Annotated in this window: 17 protein-coding genes and 2 pseudogenes; 12 read left to right on the top strand and 7 right to left on the bottom strand. The window is 69.2% G+C overall.

Annotated features, from left to right (window positions below; translation table 11 throughout):
* The first annotated feature begins 109 nt into the window (after positions 1–109).
* Positions 110–826 carry a phosphotransferase gene (locus Q9G87_RS02385; RefSeq protein ID WP_305914476.1) on the top strand — a complete coding sequence of 239 codons (717 nt, stop codon included), beginning with the start codon at positions 110–112 and terminating at the stop codon, positions 824–826.
* A gap of 9 nt (positions 827–835) precedes the next feature.
* Here Q9G87_RS02385 and Q9G87_RS02380 read toward each other — a convergent pair whose 3' ends face one another.
* Both Q9G87_RS02380 and Q9G87_RS60510 read right to left on the bottom strand, forming a co-directional pair.
* Positions 836–3,487, bottom strand: a complete 2,652-nt coding sequence (locus tag Q9G87_RS02380) for a hypothetical protein (RefSeq protein WP_305914475.1) — start codon at positions 3,485–3,487, stop codon at positions 836–838.
* A 236-nt stretch (positions 3,488–3,723) separates the two neighbouring features.
* A pseudogene (locus Q9G87_RS60510) lies at positions 3,724–3,846 on the bottom strand (transposase); the annotation flags it as partial.
* Positions 3,847–3,936: 90 nt separating this feature from the next.
* On the opposite strand from Q9G87_RS60510, the gene Q9G87_RS02375 reads away from it, so the two are divergent.
* Positions 3,937–4,608 (top strand): acetoacetate decarboxylase family protein, encoded by a 672-nt coding sequence (locus tag Q9G87_RS02375; RefSeq protein WP_305914474.1) that lies wholly within the window; start codon positions 3,937–3,939, stop codon positions 4,606–4,608.
* A gap of 262 nt (positions 4,609–4,870) precedes the next feature.
* Here the strand turns inward: Q9G87_RS02375 and Q9G87_RS02370 are convergent, their stop codons facing one another.
* Entirely contained in the window at positions 4,871–5,530 is a 660-nt protein-coding gene (locus tag Q9G87_RS02370) for a DUF4386 family protein (RefSeq protein WP_305914473.1), read from the bottom strand.
* 154 nt (positions 5,531–5,684) lie between these two features.
* Here Q9G87_RS02370 and Q9G87_RS02365 point away from each other — a divergent pair, with 154 nt between their 5' ends.
* On the top strand, positions 5,685–7,673 hold the full coding sequence (locus tag Q9G87_RS02365; protein WP_305914472.1) for a histidine kinase: 1,989 nt from the start codon (positions 5,685–5,687) through the stop codon (positions 7,671–7,673).
* Between the two features lies 1 nt (position 7,674).
* Positions 7,675–8,334: a response regulator transcription factor gene (locus tag Q9G87_RS02360; protein WP_305914471.1), complete on the top strand. Its 660-nt coding sequence runs from the start codon at positions 7,675–7,677 to the stop codon at positions 8,332–8,334.
* Positions 8,335–8,358: 24 nt separating this feature from the next.
* Here the strand turns inward: Q9G87_RS02360 and Q9G87_RS02355 are convergent, their stop codons facing one another.
* Positions 8,359–9,255, bottom strand: coding sequence for a LysR family transcriptional regulator (locus Q9G87_RS02355; RefSeq protein ID WP_305914470.1), 897 nt, complete (start codon positions 9,253–9,255; stop codon positions 8,359–8,361).
* A 71-nt stretch (positions 9,256–9,326) separates the two neighbouring features.
* Between Q9G87_RS02355 and Q9G87_RS02350 the strand changes: the two genes are divergently transcribed.
* The gene (locus Q9G87_RS02350; RefSeq protein ID WP_305914469.1) at positions 9,327–10,217 is read left to right on the top strand and encodes an NAD-dependent epimerase/dehydratase family protein; all 891 of its coding nucleotides are present in this window, start codon (positions 9,327–9,329) and stop codon (positions 10,215–10,217) included.
* A complete protein-coding gene (locus Q9G87_RS02345; RefSeq protein ID WP_305914468.1) occupies positions 10,208–11,086 on the top strand; it encodes an aldo/keto reductase in 879 nt (292 codons plus the stop codon). Before Q9G87_RS02350 ends, Q9G87_RS02345 begins: the two co-directional genes overlap by 10 nt.
* Before the next feature lie 73 nt (positions 11,087–11,159).
* On the opposite strand, the gene Q9G87_RS02340 is transcribed toward Q9G87_RS02345, so the two are convergent.
* Positions 11,160–12,494 carry an RNA-guided endonuclease InsQ/TnpB family protein gene (locus tag Q9G87_RS02340; protein ID WP_305914467.1) on the bottom strand — a complete coding sequence of 445 codons (1,335 nt, stop codon included), beginning with the start codon at positions 12,492–12,494 and terminating at the stop codon, positions 11,160–11,162.
* Between the two features lie 64 nt (positions 12,495–12,558).
* On the opposite strand from Q9G87_RS02340, the pseudogene tnpA reads away from it, so the two are divergent.
* Positions 12,559–12,843 (top strand): annotated as a pseudogene (gene tnpA / locus Q9G87_RS02335) (IS200/IS605 family transposase); the annotation flags it as partial.
* Positions 12,844–12,891: 48 nt separating this feature from the next.
* Here tnpA and Q9G87_RS02330 read toward each other — a convergent pair.
* Positions 12,892–13,545 carry a TetR/AcrR family transcriptional regulator gene (locus Q9G87_RS02330; protein WP_305914466.1) on the bottom strand — a complete coding sequence of 218 codons (654 nt, stop codon included), beginning with the start codon at positions 13,543–13,545 and terminating at the stop codon, positions 12,892–12,894.
* 98 nt (positions 13,546–13,643) lie between these two features.
* On the opposite strand from Q9G87_RS02330, the gene Q9G87_RS02325 reads away from it, so the two are divergent.
* Positions 13,644–14,810, top strand: a complete 1,167-nt coding sequence (locus Q9G87_RS02325; protein WP_305914465.1) for an FAD-dependent oxidoreductase — start codon at positions 13,644–13,646, stop codon at positions 14,808–14,810.
* 15 nt (positions 14,811–14,825) lie between these two features.
* Here Q9G87_RS02325 and Q9G87_RS02320 read toward each other — a convergent pair whose 3' ends face one another.
* Positions 14,826–15,383 (bottom strand): GbsR/MarR family transcriptional regulator, encoded by a 558-nt coding sequence (locus Q9G87_RS02320; protein ID WP_305914464.1) that lies wholly within the window; start codon positions 15,381–15,383, stop codon positions 14,826–14,828.
* A gap of 89 nt (positions 15,384–15,472) precedes the next feature.
* On the opposite strand from Q9G87_RS02320, the gene Q9G87_RS02315 reads away from it, so the two are divergent.
* From Q9G87_RS02315 to Q9G87_RS02300, 4 genes are all read left to right on the top strand, one after another.
* Positions 15,473–16,387, top strand: a complete 915-nt coding sequence (locus Q9G87_RS02315) for an ABC transporter ATP-binding protein (protein WP_305914463.1) — start codon at positions 15,473–15,475, stop codon at positions 16,385–16,387.
* On the top strand, positions 16,384–17,976 hold the full coding sequence (locus Q9G87_RS02310) for an ABC transporter permease (protein ID WP_305914462.1): 1,593 nt from the start codon (positions 16,384–16,386) through the stop codon (positions 17,974–17,976). The genes Q9G87_RS02315 and Q9G87_RS02310 overlap by 4 nt, the downstream gene beginning before the upstream one ends.
* A gap of 169 nt (positions 17,977–18,145) precedes the next feature.
* Positions 18,146–18,424, top strand: coding sequence for a hypothetical protein (locus tag Q9G87_RS02305; RefSeq protein WP_305914461.1), 279 nt, complete (start codon positions 18,146–18,148; stop codon positions 18,422–18,424).
* 44 nt (positions 18,425–18,468) lie between these two features.
* Positions 18,469–19,095 (top strand): hypothetical protein, encoded by a 627-nt coding sequence (locus Q9G87_RS02300; RefSeq protein WP_305914460.1) that lies wholly within the window; start codon positions 18,469–18,471, stop codon positions 19,093–19,095.
* Positions 19,096–19,104: the final 9 nt, after the last annotated feature.

The following is a 19,104-nucleotide window of genomic DNA, read 5'->3' as shown; positions in this document are numbered from 1 at the left end:
GCCCGACGAGTCCGAACCCGAAGTCCCATTGCTGGGCGGTGATGTCACCGAAGGCGTAGTCCGGAGAGGCAGCACGGTCCGCCGCCCAGTCGGCCACAACGCTCCACTGGTGCATGCCTTGCTCCGCCATCTGGAGGAGGCCGGGTTCGCCGGCGCTCCGCGGCTTCTCGGCATCGACGCATCCGGACGTGAGGTGCTGACATACGTCAGGGGCGAGGTCGCCGGACGCCCGCGGCCCGCCTGGCTGGCCGACGAGGCGCGACTGATCTCGGTCGGCCGCCTCGTCCGCGCCTACGATGACGCCGCCGCGGGCTTCGTGCTCCCTGAAGGCATCCAGCCCGACTTCGGCGTGTCCGAACCGCCGGACATGCCGCCCGCACCGGCCTATCCTGCCGAACTCGTCGGGCACATGGACCTCACGCCCGACAACATCGTGTTCCGGGACGGTGAGGCCGCCGCGCTCATCGACTTCGACATGGCCAGACCGGCTTCCAGGGTGGATGAGATCCATAACGCGATGCTCTACTGGGCCCCGCTGGGCGATCCCATGGACGCCGACCCACCGCTGCACGACGTCGACGTCCCCCGTCGATGCCGGATCCTCGCCGACGCGTACGGCATGTCGGATCTGGACAGGTCCCGCCTCGTCGAGGTGGCCGTCCTGCGAGCGCGGCGAGCGTGGTTCTCGATGAAGCACATCGCCGAGGAGCAGGGTGGCGGCTGGGCGCGGATGTGGCAGGAGGGCGTCGGCGACAGGATCAAACGGCGGGAGGCATGGCTGCAGCGCCACGGCGCAGAGCTGGAAGCTGCGCTGACCGCCCCATAAAGAAGCCCATCACGGAAACCAGTCGGCGGAAATCAGCGTCGGCTGGGCGCCTTGCGCCGAAGCGACGGTGACAAGGAGCGGCGACTCGGCCGGCGCGCGCAGGCGAAGCTCGGTGCCGTCGCCTGTCTTCGAGCGCGCCACGGGCACCTCATCCCCGTCGTGCATGCTCAGGACCTGCCCCACGTTCGGAGCCCCTGACGTGCGACGACCCCACCTTGCCCGGTGCCACGCCATCCGGCGCAGCCACGCTCTCGGCTCGCGGCACGAGGGGCCTGGTTTCTGCCCCAGCCGGATCGCGAGGTCGCCGCCGGATCCAAAGACGCCCCGCGGCACGGGGTTGACGACGAACATGCCGGTGCTCAGGGAATGGCTGCCGCGGCCCTTGAGGTTGACCAGGCCGCCGGAGCTGATCAGGGAGGCGCGCTCGCAGCGTGACGCGTCCAAGCTCACGACAGCGGTGTCGGAGACGCCGTCGTCCGGGATCTCCTGGAGCCTGACGCGGTCGATGCGCAGCCCGGCCACGCCGTCGTCCATGACCGATCCCGCCACGGCCCCGCGGAGTGTCTCCGGGACGCCGCTGCCTTCCGTGACGTCCAGCACCTCGATGCAGAGCAGGCCATCGGCCGGCATCTCATCGGGCATCAGGTCGAAGACGACGGTGCCGCGCTTCATGGCGCCATCGCTCTCGAGAAGCAGGCACTGGCGCAACCGCCCCTGGGCGCGGACCTGGATGAGCCGCGGCAGCGCCTGGTCATCCACGCCCGTCTCTTGATTGAGATGCCAGTCCTGCACCGAGAGCCGGTCCACCGACAGGGAGACGCTGACGCGCAGGGCGTGGTCGGCCTCCGCCACCTTGATCCCGACCAGCCCCGAGCGCTCGAACCGGCCCACGATCTGCACTCCACGATGGAAGTGGTCCGCCGCCTGCAGCTCTGCCGCCTGGCCGCTCGAGATCTCCATGGGCACCTGGGCGGGCGGGACGGCCGGGTCGAAGCCGGTGCCGGTGAGCATTGCCGGTGGAGCGTCGGTCACGGCGCGTACGGGAGTGCCGAGGGCGCGGTCGATTCCGGTGGTATGTCGGAAGTCCAGCCGGGTGAGAAGCGGCTCACGCCGTTCCCACATGCGGCGTACCGCGCAGGAGAAGGGATCGCCATCGCGTTCCACGTGCCGCATGGCGACGGTGAGCACCTGAGCGTAGGTGTCCCCCTCGCCCATTTCCCAGTGCGGCAGCAACGGCGACGGCACGTCGGCCCCGCTGCGGTAGAGCCACAACCAGAGACGGGCCCGCTCCCGCTGCTCCTCCGTCAGCATGGTCTCGCCTTTGACATGCCGGGTGATGGCCTCGCCGAGCAGCCGCCAGTAGTCGTCCCGGTTCTCGGCGACGTACGACAGCCCGCATCCGCTCCATTCCGACCAGCCGGCCTGGATGACCGGGATGCCGAAGGCCGGAAGTTCGTTCGAGACGCTCCCCCGCACGGTCACGCCCAGGTCCGTCATGCTCCACAACATGTTCTTCGACAGCGCGAGGCTGGGCATGAAGACCATGTGCCGGCGCCCGGCATAGCGCGCCGTCACCGCAGCGAAATGCCCGGTCGTGTCATAGAGCGACTGGCTGGGATGGTCCAGGAAAAGCCAGTTCACCGCGTCCTGCCGGGCGGCGAAGTCCGCGGTCTGCTCGAACCACTGGGCCAGATCGTCGAACACCTCTCTGTTGGTGCCCAGAGCGTCGGAAATGGCGTGGTTGAAGACCGCGAACACCGGACGATCCGGATCCAGCCCGAAACGGTGACACCCCAGCAGGCGCAGCTGCCGCCGCTCAGCTTCCGACTGCAGCTCGAACTGACTGGTGCGGCCGGCCCGCCACCAACTGGGCCGGCCGAGATTGCCTTTCGCCCGGCAGGCCACCAATTCGGCGTTCGCCTTGATGGCGCTCCTGTGCGGCCATACGTGGTCGTGGAAATGGCCGGCGATCAGACCGGTGAGTTCCTCCCTGAAGGTGCTCAGTCCCTTGCGCCGCTCAGGAAAGAGCGCATAGGCCTTCATGCACCCGGTGCTCTGAACATGGACGACCGGTATCTCCCGGCGCATGGCCGCCTCGACCGCCAATCCCCACTGGTCGTAGTCGACGTGACTGGTGACGAGGGCGGCAGCGGGCAGGTCGGCGAACAATCGTTCGTAGACGGCGGAGAAAGCCCTGATGCGACCGCGGCGTGCTCGGTACCACTCGTCCTCGGTCTCCGGCAGCCGCGGCACCCGAGCCAACCGGACGAGCGTGGCCCTCTCTATGGCGTCTAGGCCCTCCGGAGCCGCGCTTTCGCCCTGACCTGCCAGGTGACGGTCCACGAGATCGTGCACGTTGACGACCTCGGCCGCCCCGAACGCCTCCGCCAGCCGCCGGACCCGCTCGATGTCGTACTGCTCCCAGAGCGCCTCGCTCCACTCCTGATCCGTGCCCGTGAGCACGACCAGCCGGGCCGAGAGCAGGTCGCACAGCGCATTCGCCATCAGCAGGTTGCGTATCACGACCCGGATGTCCTGATGCAGCGCCTCGGTGACGACACATTGATCGCCGTCCGCCCGAGAGGATCGACTTCCCTCCCAGTAGGCGCCCGCCGCGTCGAGCAGGCGATCGAATGTCTGGTCGTCTCCGACAAGGCGCATGAGCCCTCCGCCCGGTTTCGTCTCTGAAAGACCGCTTCAAGCCTGCCAAGCCCGGCATGCGAACCGACTGCGCTGACACTTTCCTTGGCGACGACTTCACCGCGCCTTTACCGAAGGTCCGCAGAAAACCTCGGCCTTCAGGTTCAGGCCGGGATGAATGCGGTCCCCCTTTTGGGGGGATGGCCTGGGGATGTCCCGCTGTGGGCGGGGGATCCCGGAGCGCGGAGCGCGGACCCTCACGTGGGGTGGCGTTGCTGTTCGATATACGTCTTGATGATTGATAGTGATGCTTCGCCGCAGGAGGCGGCAAGGTAGCTGGGGGACCAGAAGGGGCCGTGCGCGATTGCGCGGTCGAGGCGGCTGGTGAACTCGTCGGTCGTGACTTGTTGTTCTCGTTGAAGAGGTCACGTAAGTTCCGGCTATGCATCGCCCATAGCAAGGGAGAGCCCGTGCCCGAACTTGTCGCACCTCAGCTCGTCGTCAACAGCCGGATGATCTACTTCGGGTGGGTGCCGGCCGAACCCGATGCCGTCGCGGCACTGGTACCCGACGGTTTGAAGCCGACGGCCAATCGGCAGGTCTTCATGAACCAGTACGTCGTCGACCAGCCCGAGCAGACCTCCGGGTTCGGCGCGTACTCGCTGACGTATATCGGGCCCGACCTGGAAGATGCCTACGCGCCCGACGGCGTGACCCCCGGCCGCTGGTGGACGCACTATTTCAACTCGAGCGCAGTGGTACGCGAGTACGCGGCCGCACGAGGTGTGCCCGCCACCCCCGGTCGTACGACGATCGGGGTCGAAGGGAAGACACTGGTTGCGACGACCGAGTCCGACGGTGTGCCGGTGATCCGTACAACCGCACGGGTGGGGCACACTGGTACGGCGGTCAACCGCGGGCAACTGCGGTACATCACCGAGGTCGGCGGGCAGCGGATCAGCGGCATCTACCCGTTCGTGGCGGAGCCGGTCGATCCGTTCGAGATCGTCTCGCTGGAGTTCCTGGAGCCGAGCCACTCCGTCTACGCGCTTCGCCCCGCTGACCCGCTGCAGATCGTGTGGGGCTTCTACTCGCCCCGGTCGTCCTTCACCTACCCCGGCGGGGAGTCGGTGATGGATTGACGGGAGCCACAGCCCTCTCCTCCCGGAGGGGGCTGGTACTCGCAGGGGTATTGCTTACGGCGGCCGCTGGCTTGCGTGCCAGGACATCGCCATGGTGAGTCTTTTCGGTGGGCTCGGGGGACAGGTCGATGCCGGTCCAGGTCTGGGTCGAGCACATCGGCGTAGATGGGGGCCAGCGCGTCATAGGAGTCGCGGGTCGCCGCGAGAAACGATGCATCGGACATGGCCGCAAAGGGTGATCTCCGGCGGCCCGTCGTGGACGTCAGGTGAGGACGGCGGTTTTCGACTCGGTCTCGGCGACGAGCCGGCCGGCCAGTGGCAGGAAGCCCGCCAACTGCACCACGCCGCCCAGGATCGTGACGGCCGGGGGGAACTCCCCGCTGGACAGGACGAAACCGCCCACCAGGAGCGCAGCCGTCCAGCGCGGAAGGACGCCGGTACGCAGGATCGCGGCGGCCAGCACGACCAGGCCGATCAGGACCGAGGCCAGCATGGCCAGCATGACGAAGTCGAACCACGGGGAGCTCTGGTACCGCTGGTAGGCCGCGGCGGCCTCGGCGATGACCGGGCCCTCAGGGGCCAGGCCCAGGACGAGCGGCCGCATGCCCGACACGACCAGGCCGAGTGCACCGGCCAGGCCGAACAGCAGGCCGGAGATCGTCGCGGCCAGCGGTGCCCGGCCGCGCAGCACCCGCATCACGGCCAGGCCCAAGGGGATGAAGCAGCCGACGAAGACCATGTAGAGCAGGGTGCTGATCGCGAAGTTGCTCCGGTTGGCGGCCACTTGGGCGAGGTAGTCCGCCGCCTCGGTCCTGGGGAGGCCGACCTTTTCGACGAGATGCCAGACTGCGCCGGCGAGCGGGCCCGCGATGATCGCCGCGGTGAGTAGGAAGGGCCTTCGGGGGGTGGGGGACGTGCTCATGGTTGGTGCTCCTCGGTAGATCGCGGTTCATTCGCCGCATGCCGAGAACAATCGCGCAGTCCTGTCCCGGGCCGCCTGAGCCAGCAGTCTCCCCTTCGAACAAGGACAAAATGTCCCGTGTAGTTGGGACATCGCATAGCGGACAATTCTCCCTATGCGTTCGCGTCTGGTGATGATGGGGGATTCGGTCGCGGGTGCCGCCGCCGCGGCGACGCTGGCCGGATTCGTGCTGCGGCTGCAGTCATCGGCGGGGTTCGCCGACGACTACTGGTTGTGGATCTCCATCACGGCCATGGTGTACGGCGCGCCCGGCGCGTTCCTCATCCGGCGCGGCCGGACGGTTCTGGGCTGGCTCTTCGTCGCAGTGAGCGCGAGCGCCGCCACGAGCGCCTTCACCGGCGAGTACGCCACCGCCGCGGCCGGCCGCGGCTGGCCCGGCCACTTGATCATGCTCTGGCTGTCGGTGTGGAGCTGGTTGCCCGCCTACGTGATCGTGGCCGCCGTCGTCCCCTACTGGCTCCCCTCGGGTGAGCGGCCGACGGGGGTGTTTCGCCCGCTGATGTACCTCGGGTGTGCCTCTGTGGTGGCCGGATCGGCCGCGTGGGCGCTGCTGCCGTGGCAGCAGAGCGACGACTCGGCGCTGGCCGACAGCGGGCTGGTCAGCCCCTTGAGCGTCGCGGGAGCGGAGGCGCTGCTGCCCGTCTGCTTGGTCATGGTCGCCGTCGCGGCGCTGGGCGGGCTCGCGTCCCTGGGCGTCCGCCTGCGCCGAGCCGAGAGCGACGAACGCGGTCAGCTGGCCTGGGTGGGCGCGGGCATGGCAGGCACGGTACTCCTGCTGGTCGCCGCCCAGACGGTCGAGGCCCGCGGTGCGGGGGTCCTGCTGGCGGCCTCGGCCCTGCCGTTGCCGATCTCCGTGGTGCTGGCGATCCAGCGGTACCGGATGTGGGACATGGAGACCGTCCTGCGCCGCGGGCTGGTCTGGGCGCTCATGTCGGCGGAGATCGCGCTCTGCTACGCGGTGGTCGTCGCGCTGCTCGGAGACCTCCTCGGGCGTAGTGTGGGCGCTCCCCTCGTCGCCGCGGCGGTGGTGGCCATCAGCGTGGCTCCCGTCCACAGGCTCCTGCAGAGAGGGGTACGGCGGTTGTTGTACGGCGACGCGGCGGACCCGTACGACGCGCTGGGGCGGTTGGGCGCCACCCTGGAGACGGCCGCGGCCCCGGCGGAGGCGCTCGAACGGCTGGCGGGCGATGTGGCCAGGATCCTCCGTGTTCCGGCCGTGTGGGTGCTGGTGCTGGACGGGCCGGAGTCCCGCCACGGAGAAGAGCTCGGCGCGGACCCCGTACGGGTGCCCTTGGTGCATGCCGGGGAGGCGGTGGGAGAGCTGCTGCTGACCCGGCCGCGAGCCGGGGAGTTCCGTCCCGCCGAGGCGCGGCTGTTGCACGTTCTGGCCCGGCAGGCGGGTGCGGCCGCGCACGCCGCCCGGCTCGCCGCGGACCTGGACCGGTCGCGGCGGGCGCTGGTGACCGCGCGTGCCGAGGAGCGCCGCCGGCTGCGCCGGGACCTGCACGACCATCTCGGGCCGAGCCTGTCGGCCGTACACCTGCAGCTGGAGACCCTCCGCGACATGGTGGCGACCGATCCGGCCGGTGCCGGCGCCCTTGCCGACCGGTGCGCCACGTGGCTGGCCGGTACCGTGGGCGACGTTCGCCGCATCGTGGACGGTCTCGGCCCGTCCGCCTTGGACGATCTCGGCTTGGCGGAGGCGCTTCGCGCACAGACGGCGGGCTTCAGCCGGCCCGGGCTGGCGGTCCGGTTGCGCCTGCCCGAGGAGGGCCTGCCTCCGCTTCCGGCCGCCACCGAGGCGGCGGTCCTGCGCATCGTCGGCGAGGCGCTGGCCAACACCGCCCGGCACGCGCGTGCCAGCGGCTGCGACGTAGAGGTGGAGCTGGCGCCGGACGCCTTGCACTTCTCGATACGAGATGACGGCGTGGGCATAACAGGCACCGGCGCCGGGTGGCGCGTTGGCGTGGGCCTGGAGTCGATGGCCGAGGCCGCCGCCCAGCTTGATGGGAAATGCGAGATTCTTGCTGCAGCTGGGGGCGGCACCGAGGTCCGTGTGCGGTTGCCGAGAGTCGAGGTGTGACATGCGTGTGCTGATCGTGGACGACCATCCCATGTATCGGGAGGGGCTGGTCGCGACGCTCTCCCGCCAGCCCGGCGTCACGGTCGTGGGCGAGGCGGGTGACGGGGCGGAAGCCGTCGAGCTGGCCGTCCGGCTCACTCCCGACATCGTCCTGATGGATCTGCACATGCCGGTCATGAACGGCGTCGAGGCCACCGGGCGCTTGCTGGCCGAGCTGCCGGGCGTCGCCATCGTGGTCCTGACGATGCTGGAGTCCGACGACTCGCTGGCCGCGGCCGTACGGGCGGGCGCCCGCGGCTACCTCCTCAAGGGGGCGGGCCGGGCCGAGATCGTACGGGCGCTGGAGGTCTGCCGGGACGGCGGCGCGTACTTCGGCCCGAACGCCGCCCGGGCACTCGCCGGGCTCGTCGGGGCGGAGTCCCGGCGTACCGTCGCGAACCCGGTGCTGCCCGAGCTGACCGAGCGAGAGGTGGAGATCCTCGACCTGATGGCGCGCGGGCTGTCCAACGCCGCCATCGCCTCCCGGCTCTACGTCTCCGACAAGACGGTCCGCAATTACGTCAGCACCGTCTACGGCAAGCTCGGCGTCACCGACCGCGCCGCGGCGGTGGCCCGAGCCCGCGACGCCGGCCTGGGTTCAGGACCGCCCGGCGCACGTTGAGCGTCGCCCTGCGGCTGGCGTGGGTCATGGGCCGGCGGACAGGAACTCCAGGAGGGATTCCATGTACGGCTGTGCGGGGCCTCGGTGGCGGCGGGTGGTGGCGACGCCGATATGGCGGGACGGGCTGGGCGGCTGGAGGGAGACGGCGACCAGGTCGGGGGCTTCCATGAGGGCGATCTCCGGGATGAGGGCGACGCCTATTCCCGCCGAGACGAGGGACTGGGCGAACATGTAGTCGGTCGCGCTGCAGGAGATGTGCAGCTCGAATCCGGCCAGAGCGGCGTAGCGCCGCAGCAGGTCGACGGTCTTCAGGCACCCGAGCACCCACCGCTCTCCGGCCAGCTCGGCGAGATGAACGCTTTCCCGGCCGGCGTGAGGATGAGTGCGGGGCAGGACGACCCGGAGCGGGTCGGGTCTGAGCGGAGTCCAGACGAGACCGGACCGGTCGCCTGGACTGGCCGGCGGGGGTCCGTCGAAATGGTAGGCCAGGGCCAGGTCGGCCCGTCCTTCTCTCAGGAGCGGGATGCTGTCTTCCGGCTCCCGCTCCAGGATGGTCAGCTCCACCTCGGGGTGGGCGGCGGCGAACCGCGCGAGCGCGGACGGGAGCAGCTGCCGGCCTCCGCTGGCGAACGTCGCAACCGTGAATCGGGTGCGCTCGCAGGTGAGCCGGTCGATCCGTTCTTGGGCGTCGGTCAGCTCCGCGGCGATGGCCTCCGCCGTCTCCACCAGGAGGAGGCCCGCTTGGGTGAGCGTCACGCCTCGAGTGCTGCGCTCGACGACGGCCAGGCCGAGGCCGCGCTCCAGCGCGGCGATCTGCTGCGACACGGCCGAAGGGGTGAAGCGCAGCTCGGCGGCGGCCCGGTTGAAGCTGCCGTGCCTGGCCACCTCGCGCAGCACACGCAGGCGCTGGACGTCGATCATTAGTCATCCTGTCGACTGGATAAGCAGATCACCACTACCGCTTAAAACTATAGATCCGCCAGGCTGTGGCCATGGACAGCGTGTGTGTGATCGGCGGCAACCGGTACTTCGGAAGACGGGTGATCGAGCGGCTGCGCGATGCGGGAACGGCCGTCACCGTGGTCAATCGTGGCTCCTCACCGGCGCCGGAAGGGGTGAGCCAGCTCATCGCCGACCGCGACGACGAGGACGGGCTGCGTGCCGCCCTCGGGGATCGCGTCTTCGACGTGGTGATCGACCAGGTCTGCTACACGCCGCGGCAGGCCGCCTCAGCGCGGAGGGTCTTCGCGGAGCGCACGCGACGGTACGTGATGACCTCCACGATCGAGGTGTATTCCGCGCTGGACACCACTGTGCCCGTCACCGAGGACGCGATCGATCTCGCGAACGTTCCGGTACGAATGGATCTGCCGTGGCACGAACCGGCCTTCGTCGACGAGCACTACGGGGTGGGCAAGGCTCAGGCGGAGGCGGTCTTCGCCCGTGAGCCGGTGTTCGACTTCGTGAGTGTCCGTACGGGACACGTACTGGGCGGTGCGGACTTCACCGGAAGGCTCGACCACTACACGACGCGGATCCGCGACGGTCTCCCCGTCGCCGTACACCAGGAGCCGCGCCCGTCGTCGTTCATCAATGACCGGGAGATCGCCGACTTCCTGGTATGGACTGCGGAGTCCGGCTTCACGGGGCCGGTGAACGCGTGTTCGCACGGCCCGTTCGACGTCACCTCCCTGTGCGACGCGCTTTCCATGGCGGCCGGGGCGGAGCCGGCGACGTACACGACAGGCCCGGACGCCTCACCGTTCTCCTTCGACCGTGCGTATGCCATGGACAACGGGCGTGCCGTACGGCTCGGCTTCGTGTTCTCGCACACCGCGGACTGGCTGCCGCACGTCCTCTCGGAGGCCCTGGCATGCGTGTGATCGGCGACGTTTCCGTCGGCGCGATCGGGCTGGGCGCGATGCCGCTGTCCATTGAGGGCAGGCCGGACGAGGCCAGAGCGATGGCCACGGTCCACGCGGCGCTGGACGCGGGCGTCACACTGATCGACACAGCGGATTCGTACCACTGGAGCTCCGGCGAGGTCGGGCACAACGAGCTGCTCATCGCCCGCGCGCTGGCGAGCTACGGCGGTGACACCGGCGACGTCCTCGTGGCGACCAAGGGCGGCCGGGGCCGTCCGGGCGACGGCTCCTGGACAGTGAACGGTGATCCGCGGCACCTCAGGCGTGCGTGCGAGGGCTCGCTGAAGCGGCTGGGGGTGGTTGCCATAGGGCTGTACCAGCTGCACAAGCCCGATCCGGCGGTGCCGTTCGCGGAGTCGCTGGGCGCGCTCCGCGAGCTGTACGACGAGGGAAAGGTCCGGATGGTCGGGATTTCCAACGTGGACGTGCCGCAGATTCGGCAGGCCCATCGGGAGCTCGGCGGACGGCTTGTCTCCGTGCAGAACCGGTATTCTCCCGCGGTCCGCGACAGCGGCCCCGAGCTGCGGCTCTGCGCCGAACTCGGGATCGCGTTCCTGCCGTGGAGCCCGCTCGGCGGAATCTCGCGGAGCGCGCTGGAAGCAGATGAGGCGAGGCCGGCGGGGCACGCCGCGTTCCACGCGATCGCCGGTGAACGGAACGTCAGCCCGCAGCAGGTGTGCCTCGCCTGGCTGCTCGCGGCCGGCCCGCACGTCATCCCGATTCCCGGCGCCAGCCGCCCGGCCTCCATTCGGGACTCCGCCGCCGCGACCGGTCTGACGCTCACAGATCAGGAGCTCGCCAGGCTAGGCCGTGGACCTTTCGGCTAATTGTTCTCTCAGAAGATCGTGACGGAAATATTGACCTGCTCCCCGTCCTGAAGGGACGGGGATTCCCGTGCCGCTATGCGGCAGCTCGTGCCGCGTGCGCGGCCTGTGCTGTGGAACGGGGTGCTTGACGTTTCGCGGACCCGGGTGGGTCTCCACGCCCTGAGACGACCAGCCCGGCCGCCTGTCCTTTGGCCTTGATGTTCTTCGCTCCGACGATGTCGGCGTGCTCGGTATGCCCGCAAGAAGTGCAGGAGAAGACCGCTTGGCTCTTGCGGCTCTTCTCGTCCACTGTCCCGCAGGCAGGGTTCGGGCACGTCTGGGACGTGTACGCGGGGTTGATCTTATGGATGGCGCTGCCGGTGTAGCGGGCCTTGGAGCGCAGGGCGACTTCCAGGCCGTACCAGCCCTTGTCGAGAATGGCCTTGTTGAGCCCGGATTTCGCCGCCGCGCCGTTGCGCAGGAACCGGCCCGGCCGGTCGGGGTCGGGTTTCGGTTTGGCGGCCGCGCTCATGCCCTTGGTGTTCAGCTCTTCGATGACCACATGGCCGTAGGCGCGGGTGAGCCGGTGCGCGGCCTGCGCGTTGAAGTCGGCGCGCCGCCACCGCACCCGCCGCATGATCTCACTCATCGCGGCCACGACCGTCTTGCGCCGCTTCGATCCCTTCTTCGCGCGGGCGAGCCGGCGTTGCAGCCGCAGATACCGTTCCGCTTGGCCGGGTGTGAGATACCCGAGGTCGTCCTGGCGGTCCTGTTTGCTGTCCGCTGGCGGCTGCCTGGAGGACACGCCGTCGGTTGCGGCGTGGCGGCGGTCGAAGAACTCCCCATCGGAGGTGACGGCGGCTGTGACCACGCCCCGGTCCACGCCCACCCATGCCGGGCAGGCGTGCTCCTCACGCTCGCCGATCCCATCATCGATGAGGAAGCTGATGAACCAGTGTTTGCCGTGCCGGGACACGGTCGCGGACTTGACGCTGCCCCCGAGCGGGCGCGACAGGCGAAAGCGCGCCCACCCGAACTTGGGCAGGAACACCCGCCCCCACTTACGGCCGATCCGCTCGACCGGGATGTGCTTGGCGGTGGGGAACCGAAACGACGGCCGCCACCTCGCCTTGGCCTTCCAGTGCACCTTCCACGTGCCATGCCTGCGGCACGCCTCGTCCAGGTCCTTGAGGGTCTGCTGGATCACCTGGGCGGGCGCGTCGGCGAGCCAGCCGCAGTACGGGTCGGCCTTCGCCTCGGCGAGCTGCCTGCACTGCTCCTCATACGTGATCCACCCTCCGCGCCGCCGGTACTCCCGCCGTTGCTCCAGACCGGTGTTCCACACGGCCCGGCAGATCCCGCCCAGCCTTTCGGCGAACACCCGCTGCCCGAAGTCGAACTCCAGGCGGTACTTCCGGCCCGCCAGCACGCGAAACACCCCTCTCCCACGGGACGCCTGCGCCTCAAGACTCGAACACATTATCACCTGGCCCATGAGCCAGAAAGTCGAATACCCGCGAGGCAGACACGTGCTTTCGGCGCTGCACGCCCATCTGGTCTTTGTCACTAAATATCGCGCAAACGTCTTCGATGAGGAGATGCAGCGCCGCTGCAAAGACATCATGATCGAGGTGTGCGACAGTTTCGAGGCCGAACTCCGCGACTTCACCGGCGAACACGACCACGTCCGCCTGCTCGTCCATTACCCGCCCAAAGTCGCCATCAGCAAACTCGTCAACTCCCTGAAGGGCGTCTCCTCCCACTACCTTCGCAAAGATGCCTGCCGCAGGGATCGGGGACGCGCTTGACCGGCCCTGGCGGCCGACTCACTCCGTGGCCGTGTAGCGGCGCAGGTCGTCGCCGGTGAGCGCCTCCCCGGGAAGGGGCGAGCCGACGCCAGCGCGCAGGCCGTTCAGCATGATCTCCGTCACGCGTGCCACGGCCGGCCCGCCGGTCATGTTCGCCGGCAAGTAGATGTGCAGGGTCATCAGCATGGCGATGTCCCCGGGGCCGACGTCGCCGCGCAGGGCCCCGTCCGCCTGCGCCTGCTCTGTCATCCCCAGCAAGGCGTCGATCACCTGCTGCCGGATCTCGTGCAGGTCGTGACCGGCTCGGAGCCGCTGGTGCAGGTGCGGGTCCAGCTTTGCCGACAACTCGCCCATGCGCAGCTTGACGCAACCGCGCAGGAAGCGGCACAACGCGTGCCAGGCGTCGGGTTCCTCCCGCTGGGCGGTCTGCGCCAGGTCCGCCAGGTGGTGCAGATTTTCCTCGCCGACCGCGCGGAGCAGCGCTTCCCGGTCGGGGAAGCGGCGGTACAGCGTACCGATCCCGACGCCGGCGCGGCGGGCCACCTCGTCCAGCGGCACGTCGATGCCCTGCTCCAGGAACAACTCCCGGGCCGCCACGACGATCAGATCCCGATTGCGGCGCGCGTCGGCCCGCAGAGCAGTCGTTTCCTGCTGATTGTTCGCCTTCGCCACCTATTCCACCCCGACACGCGATAAGACTGGACGGTTTTCCTCCGGTTAGAGTACTCTCCAAAGAGTGGAGGAAATTCCTCCAGTTAGCGAGGTCTGTCATGAACAGCCGGAACCTTCTGATCTCCGGAGCCGGCATAGCCGGGCTGACACTGGCCTACTGGCTGGCCAGGCAAGGTTTCCGCGTCACCGTCGTCGAACGGGCCCAGGCACTGCGCTCCAGCGGCAACCCGGTGGATGTCCGCGGGCCCGCTCTGGCCGTCGCCGAACGGATGGGGATTGTGCCGCGGCTGCGCCGGGCCGCCACCGGCAACACCGGGCTCAGTTTCGTCAACGCCGAAGGCCGACGCCTCGCCCGGATGGACATGGGTGGCGCCCAGCGGGCGGGGGAGATCGAGCTGCCGCGCGGCGACCTCGCCTCGATCCTGTACGAGACCTGCCGTGATCATGCCGAACTCCTCATGGACGACTCCATCGCGGCCCTCCGGCAGGACGGGCACGGGGTCGAGGTCACCTTCGAGCGCGCCGAGCCCCGCCGCTTCGACCTGGTGATCGGGGCCGACGGCCTGCACTCGACGACGCGCCGGCTGGCCTTCGGAGCGCAGGGCGGGATCGTCCGCCACATGGGCCTCTACGTCGCCACCACCCCGCTCGGCGGCGGGGACGGACCCGGCCGGGATGTGCTCATGCACAACGCCCCCGGCAAGGCCGTCGCCGTCAGCCCCACACCCAGCGGCGACCTGGCTTTCTTCCTCTACCGCAGCCCGGCCGAGCCCGGCTTCGACCACCGCGACACCGGGCAGCACAAGCGCATGCTGGCCGACGCGTTCGCGGACGTGTCCTGGCGGGCGCCCGAACTGCTGGAGCGCGTACGTGTCGCCGACGACCTCTACTTCGACTCGGTCAGCCAGGTGGTGCTGCCCCGCTGGTCGAACGGCCGGGTCGCGCTGCTCGGCGACGCCGCGTCCTGCGTGTCGCTGTTCGGAGACGGCTCCACACTCGCCATGGCGGGGGCGTTCACCCTGGCCGAAAAGCTGGCCGCCGCCCCCGGCAACCCCGAGACGGCCTTCCGCCGCTATGAGAGCGCCCACCGCCGCCTGGTGGACCCCAGGCAGCGCGGCATCAGGCAGGGCGCGGCACTCCTCGTGCCTGCGACACGACCCGGCATCCTCGCCCGGAACCTGGCCATCCGCCTGTGGCCCGTCCTGGCCGCCACGGCCCGGCTCCCGCGCAGGCTCAGCAGGCCACCGGCGCGGGCGGCAGAGTGATCACCAAGCACGCGGTCATGGGACGGCCCGAGCCCCCCGACCTCGGCTGCCCGGCTGCTCTGTGGGCTGAGCGTTCACCTCGTTCCACTTGTGCAGAAGCTGGGGAACCTCGCTGCGGAGAAACGCGAAGAAGCGCCGGGTCTCGTCCATCCGGGCGCCCGCGGGCGTATCCGCGCCCAGCACCTCGGCCCCATCGCGCGCGCCCTCCTCGAAGCGACGGAACACCTCGTCGCTCGACGCCGCCGCCTTGTACCACGCCCCCTGGTCGACGCGGTAGTGATCACGACGCTCCCCGGGGTCCCGCTCACGGGTCACCATCCCGACCCGCATCAGGTACTTCACCGCGCCGGAGATGGCCGAAGGGCCGACCTGCAGCACGTCGGCGAGTTCGGCGGCGGTACGCCGGCCGTCGTCGGCGATGAGGAGCGCCGAGAGCACGCGTGCGGCCATGCGCGGATAACCCGAGTCGGACATGATCACGGCGAACCGTTCGAGGAATCGGAGCGCGTCGGCCGTAGACGCGTTGCCGACTCTCTCGATCATGCCGCTCTCGTCGTCAACTCTCTCGGTCATGCACACCTCTGCGGTCGTCTCTGATAGGCCCCAGGCTACAGATTATCGATGTTTCACGAATTTCGTGAAGTTCATGTAGCCTGCGAAGCATGTCGAATATGATCTCCGTGTCCGGTCTGGTCAAGACCTTCGGCCGGACACGGGCACTCGACGGCCTGGATCTGACGGTCCAGGCCGGTGAGGTGCACGGGTTCCTCGGTCCCAACGGGGCCGGCAAGTCCACCACCATCCGGATCCTGCTCGGGCTGCTGCGCCAGGACTCCGGCACGGCCCGGCTGCTGGATGGCGATCCGTGGCGAGACGCAACCGCGCTGCACCGCCGGCTGGCGTACGTGCCCGGCGACGTGACTCTGTGGCCGACGCTGTCCGGTGGCGAGACGATCGACCTGCTCGGCCGGATGCGCGGCGGGCTCGATCCCCGGCGCAGGGCCGAACTGCTCGAGCGCTTCGAGTTGGATCCGCGCAAGAAGGGGCGGGCCTACTCCAAGGGCAACCGGCAGAAAGTGGCCCTCGTCGCCGCGCTGTCGTCGGATGCCGACCTGCTCATCCTGGACGAGCCCACTTCCGGCCTCGACCCGCTGATGGAGGCGGTCTTCCAGGAGAGCATCCAGGAAGAGCGGCGCAAAGGACGTACGGTGCTGCTGTCCAGCCACATCCTCGCCGAGGTCGAAGCCCTGTGCGACAGGGTGAGCATCATCCGGCGCGGCCGCACGGTGGAGACGGGCACGCTCACCGAGCTGCGCCACCTCACCCGCACCTCGATCACGGCCGAGCTCGCCGGGCCCGTTCCCCAACTCGCCGGAACAGCCGGCGTGCACGATCTGTGGACGCAGGACAACCGGCTGCGCTGCCAGGTCGACGGCGACGCGCTGGATGCGCTGCTGGGCGAGCTCCTGAAGGTCGGCGTGCAGAGCCTGGTCAGCCGGCCGCCGACGTTGGAGGAGATGTTCCTGCGCCACTACGAAGACGATCTGCCCGGCATGGGTGCGGTGGTACGGCGATGAGCACCCTCACCGGCACCGGCGGACTTATCCGGCTCATCCTGCGACGCGACCGAGTGAGGCTACCGGTCTGGTTCGGGCTGGTGGCGATGCTCGTGATCGGCGTCGCCAGTTCGGTGGCCGACGCCTATCCCACTGAAGTGGCACGGCAGGCGTTCCTCCACACGACCAACGGCGACCCGACTCAGCTCATGATGATCGGCCCCATCTATGACTCGTCGGCCGGAGGGCTCGCCGCGTGGCGCGTACGCGGGCAGGCCGCCCTGCTGATCGCGCTGGCGAGCATGTTCCTGGTGATCCGCGGCACCCGGGCGGAGGAGGAGGTGGGCCGGAGCGAGCTGCTGGGCTCGACCGTGGTCGGCAGGCATGCGGCACTGACGGCCACGCTGATCGTGGCGTTCGCCGCCAATCTGGTGACCGCCCTTTTCGTGGCACTGGGACTCATCGGCCAGGGGTTACCTCCGCAAGGCTCCCTGGTGATGGCACTGTCGGTCGCCGCCGCCGGGTGCCTCTTCGCCGCGCTCGCAGGCCTGACGGCCCAGTTGACCGAAAGCTCTCGTACCGCCACCGGCCTCGCTGCCACGGCGATGGCCGTCCTTTACGCGGTGCGCGCGACCGCGGACGTCCAGCAGAGTCACGGGATTTCCTGGCTGTCGCCGTTCGGCTGGACCCAGCACATGCGCCCCTTCGCCGGGGACCACTATTGGCCGCTCCTACCTGTCGCCGGCCTGATCCTGCTGCTGGTGGCCGGCGCCTACCGGATATCCGCACGCCGAGACCTGGACGCCGGAATCCTCCCGCCCCGGCTCGGCCCCACCGACGCGGCGCCGGGCCTGCGTACCTCACTTGCCCTGGCATGGCGGCTGCAGCGGGGCACGTTGCTCGCCTGGGCCGTCGCATTCACCGCTTTCAGCGCCGGCCTGGGAGGCGCGGCGCAAAGCGCCGCCGAACAACTGAACGCGAGCGAGGCCCTCCGAGGCCTGGTCGAGCGGATGGGCGGCGGCAGCCGTCCCGTCGACGGCTTCTTCGCCTTCGTCATCTACCTGATGAGCCAGGTCATCTCGGTCTACGCGATTCAGGCGACCCTGCGATTGCGCGCAGAAGAGACGGCCGGCCGTGCCGATATCCTCCTGACCGGCCCGGTCGGCAGGCTGCGCTGGGCAGGCGGTCACCTGGCCATCGTCGTGGCCGGGTCGGGCATCGTGCTCGCCGGGCTCGGTCTCGGGATGGGTCTGGTCTACGGGCTCTCCACGGGGGATCTGGGCGCCGAGGTCGCACGGCTGTTGGGTGCGAGCCTGACGCGGCTGCCTTCGGTGCTGGTGCTGGCCGCCATCTCGGCGCTGGTGTACGGCCTGCTGCCACGACTCACCGCGATCATCGCCTATGCCGCGCTCGGCCTGTGCCTCGTGCTCGAATTCGCGGTGGAACTGCTGCACGCCAACCCGTCGATCTTGATGGTGTCGCCGTTCGCGCAGACCCCTGGGCTTCCGGTCGCCGAATTCACCGTGACGCCGCTGATCGTGCTGACCGCCGTCGCCGCCGGGCTCACCACTGTCGGGCTGGCGGCGCTCCGCCGTCGTGACCTCGAATGACCCAAAGATCACCCGTCCAGAGCCGCCGCAGCCGCTTGGGAAGCCAGCCGGACCTCCGACCCGTTCCAGCGCAGCTGTGGGGCCGTCGGCACCGGTCGCCCACGGAAGCGCGACCGCGGCCAGGCCGGACAGCGCGGTGATCAGGCCGGTGATACGAAGCCCGGTGGTCATGGGGATGCCGACCGCGGTCAGCGCCAGCCAGCCCAACACGTCGAAGGCCAGCTCGGTCAGATGCAGGCCGACCTGCTCGCCCACCGCGGTAAGCGTGGCGCTGAACGAGATCGTCACGAGCATCCAGCACGACATCGCCACGCTGACCGCGACCGCCGCGCAGACTCAGGACCACCTCGCCACGCCGATCCTGCCCCAGCAGGCCATCGTGGGCCCGCGCCGGCTGCCCGTCCACCGCCTGACTGTGGACCAACTCCAGATCACGGTGAATCCCTAAGAACGATCACGAACTGGACGGGATCGCCGATCGTCCAATCCCACATGATCGTGGTCCTTGCGGTGTCCCTCGCCCTTGCCCCCGTCCAGATCCCCAAGGATTTCCTGCTGAGCGAGAAGGCCGCCCGTGCGCCCCTGTCGGAAATACAGAAAGCCGAGGAGTGGTGGCAGATCAGCGACAAACTGAACGAGCCCTTGGCACTGAACCCGTGCGGGCGCAAGCGCGCCACGACGGCAGACCGGTCGGCGGCACGCACTATTGTCCACAAGACAAGCGCGCCCTCGTACTACGGCGAGCAACTCGTGATCTACCGGAACGCCAAGGCGGCGACGACCGCCATGAGAAAGCTGCTCGCCGACGCCAAGCGGTGCGTGGCCCATCCGCATGGCAAGCCGTACAGCTGGTCCAACGACGGGAAGACCCGATGGGTGGTGAATCGCACGCGGCTCGGGACCGAGGCTGCGCTGATGCGCCTCATGATGTACGACAAGCTGAACAAGGAATGGGCTCCGCTGTTGTCCGGCATCGTGGCACGCAAGGGTCGTGCGCTGATGATTTACACCGGTGATTTGGAAACCCTCGGCCACCCGCAGAAGCGAGCCCTCAAGACCCTGCATCGTACTGCCGCCAAGATGGCGGCGAAGGTCTGCACACTGCCCGCCGTCTGCTGATTTTGTACG

Origin of the sequence: Nonomuraea turcica (assembly GCF_030718205.1) — a bacterium.
Classification (GTDB): Bacteria; Actinomycetota; Actinomycetes; order Streptosporangiales; family Streptosporangiaceae; genus Nonomuraea.
Note: the sequence above shows the minus strand (reverse complement) of the source record. Positions and strands in the feature narration are given on the sequence as shown.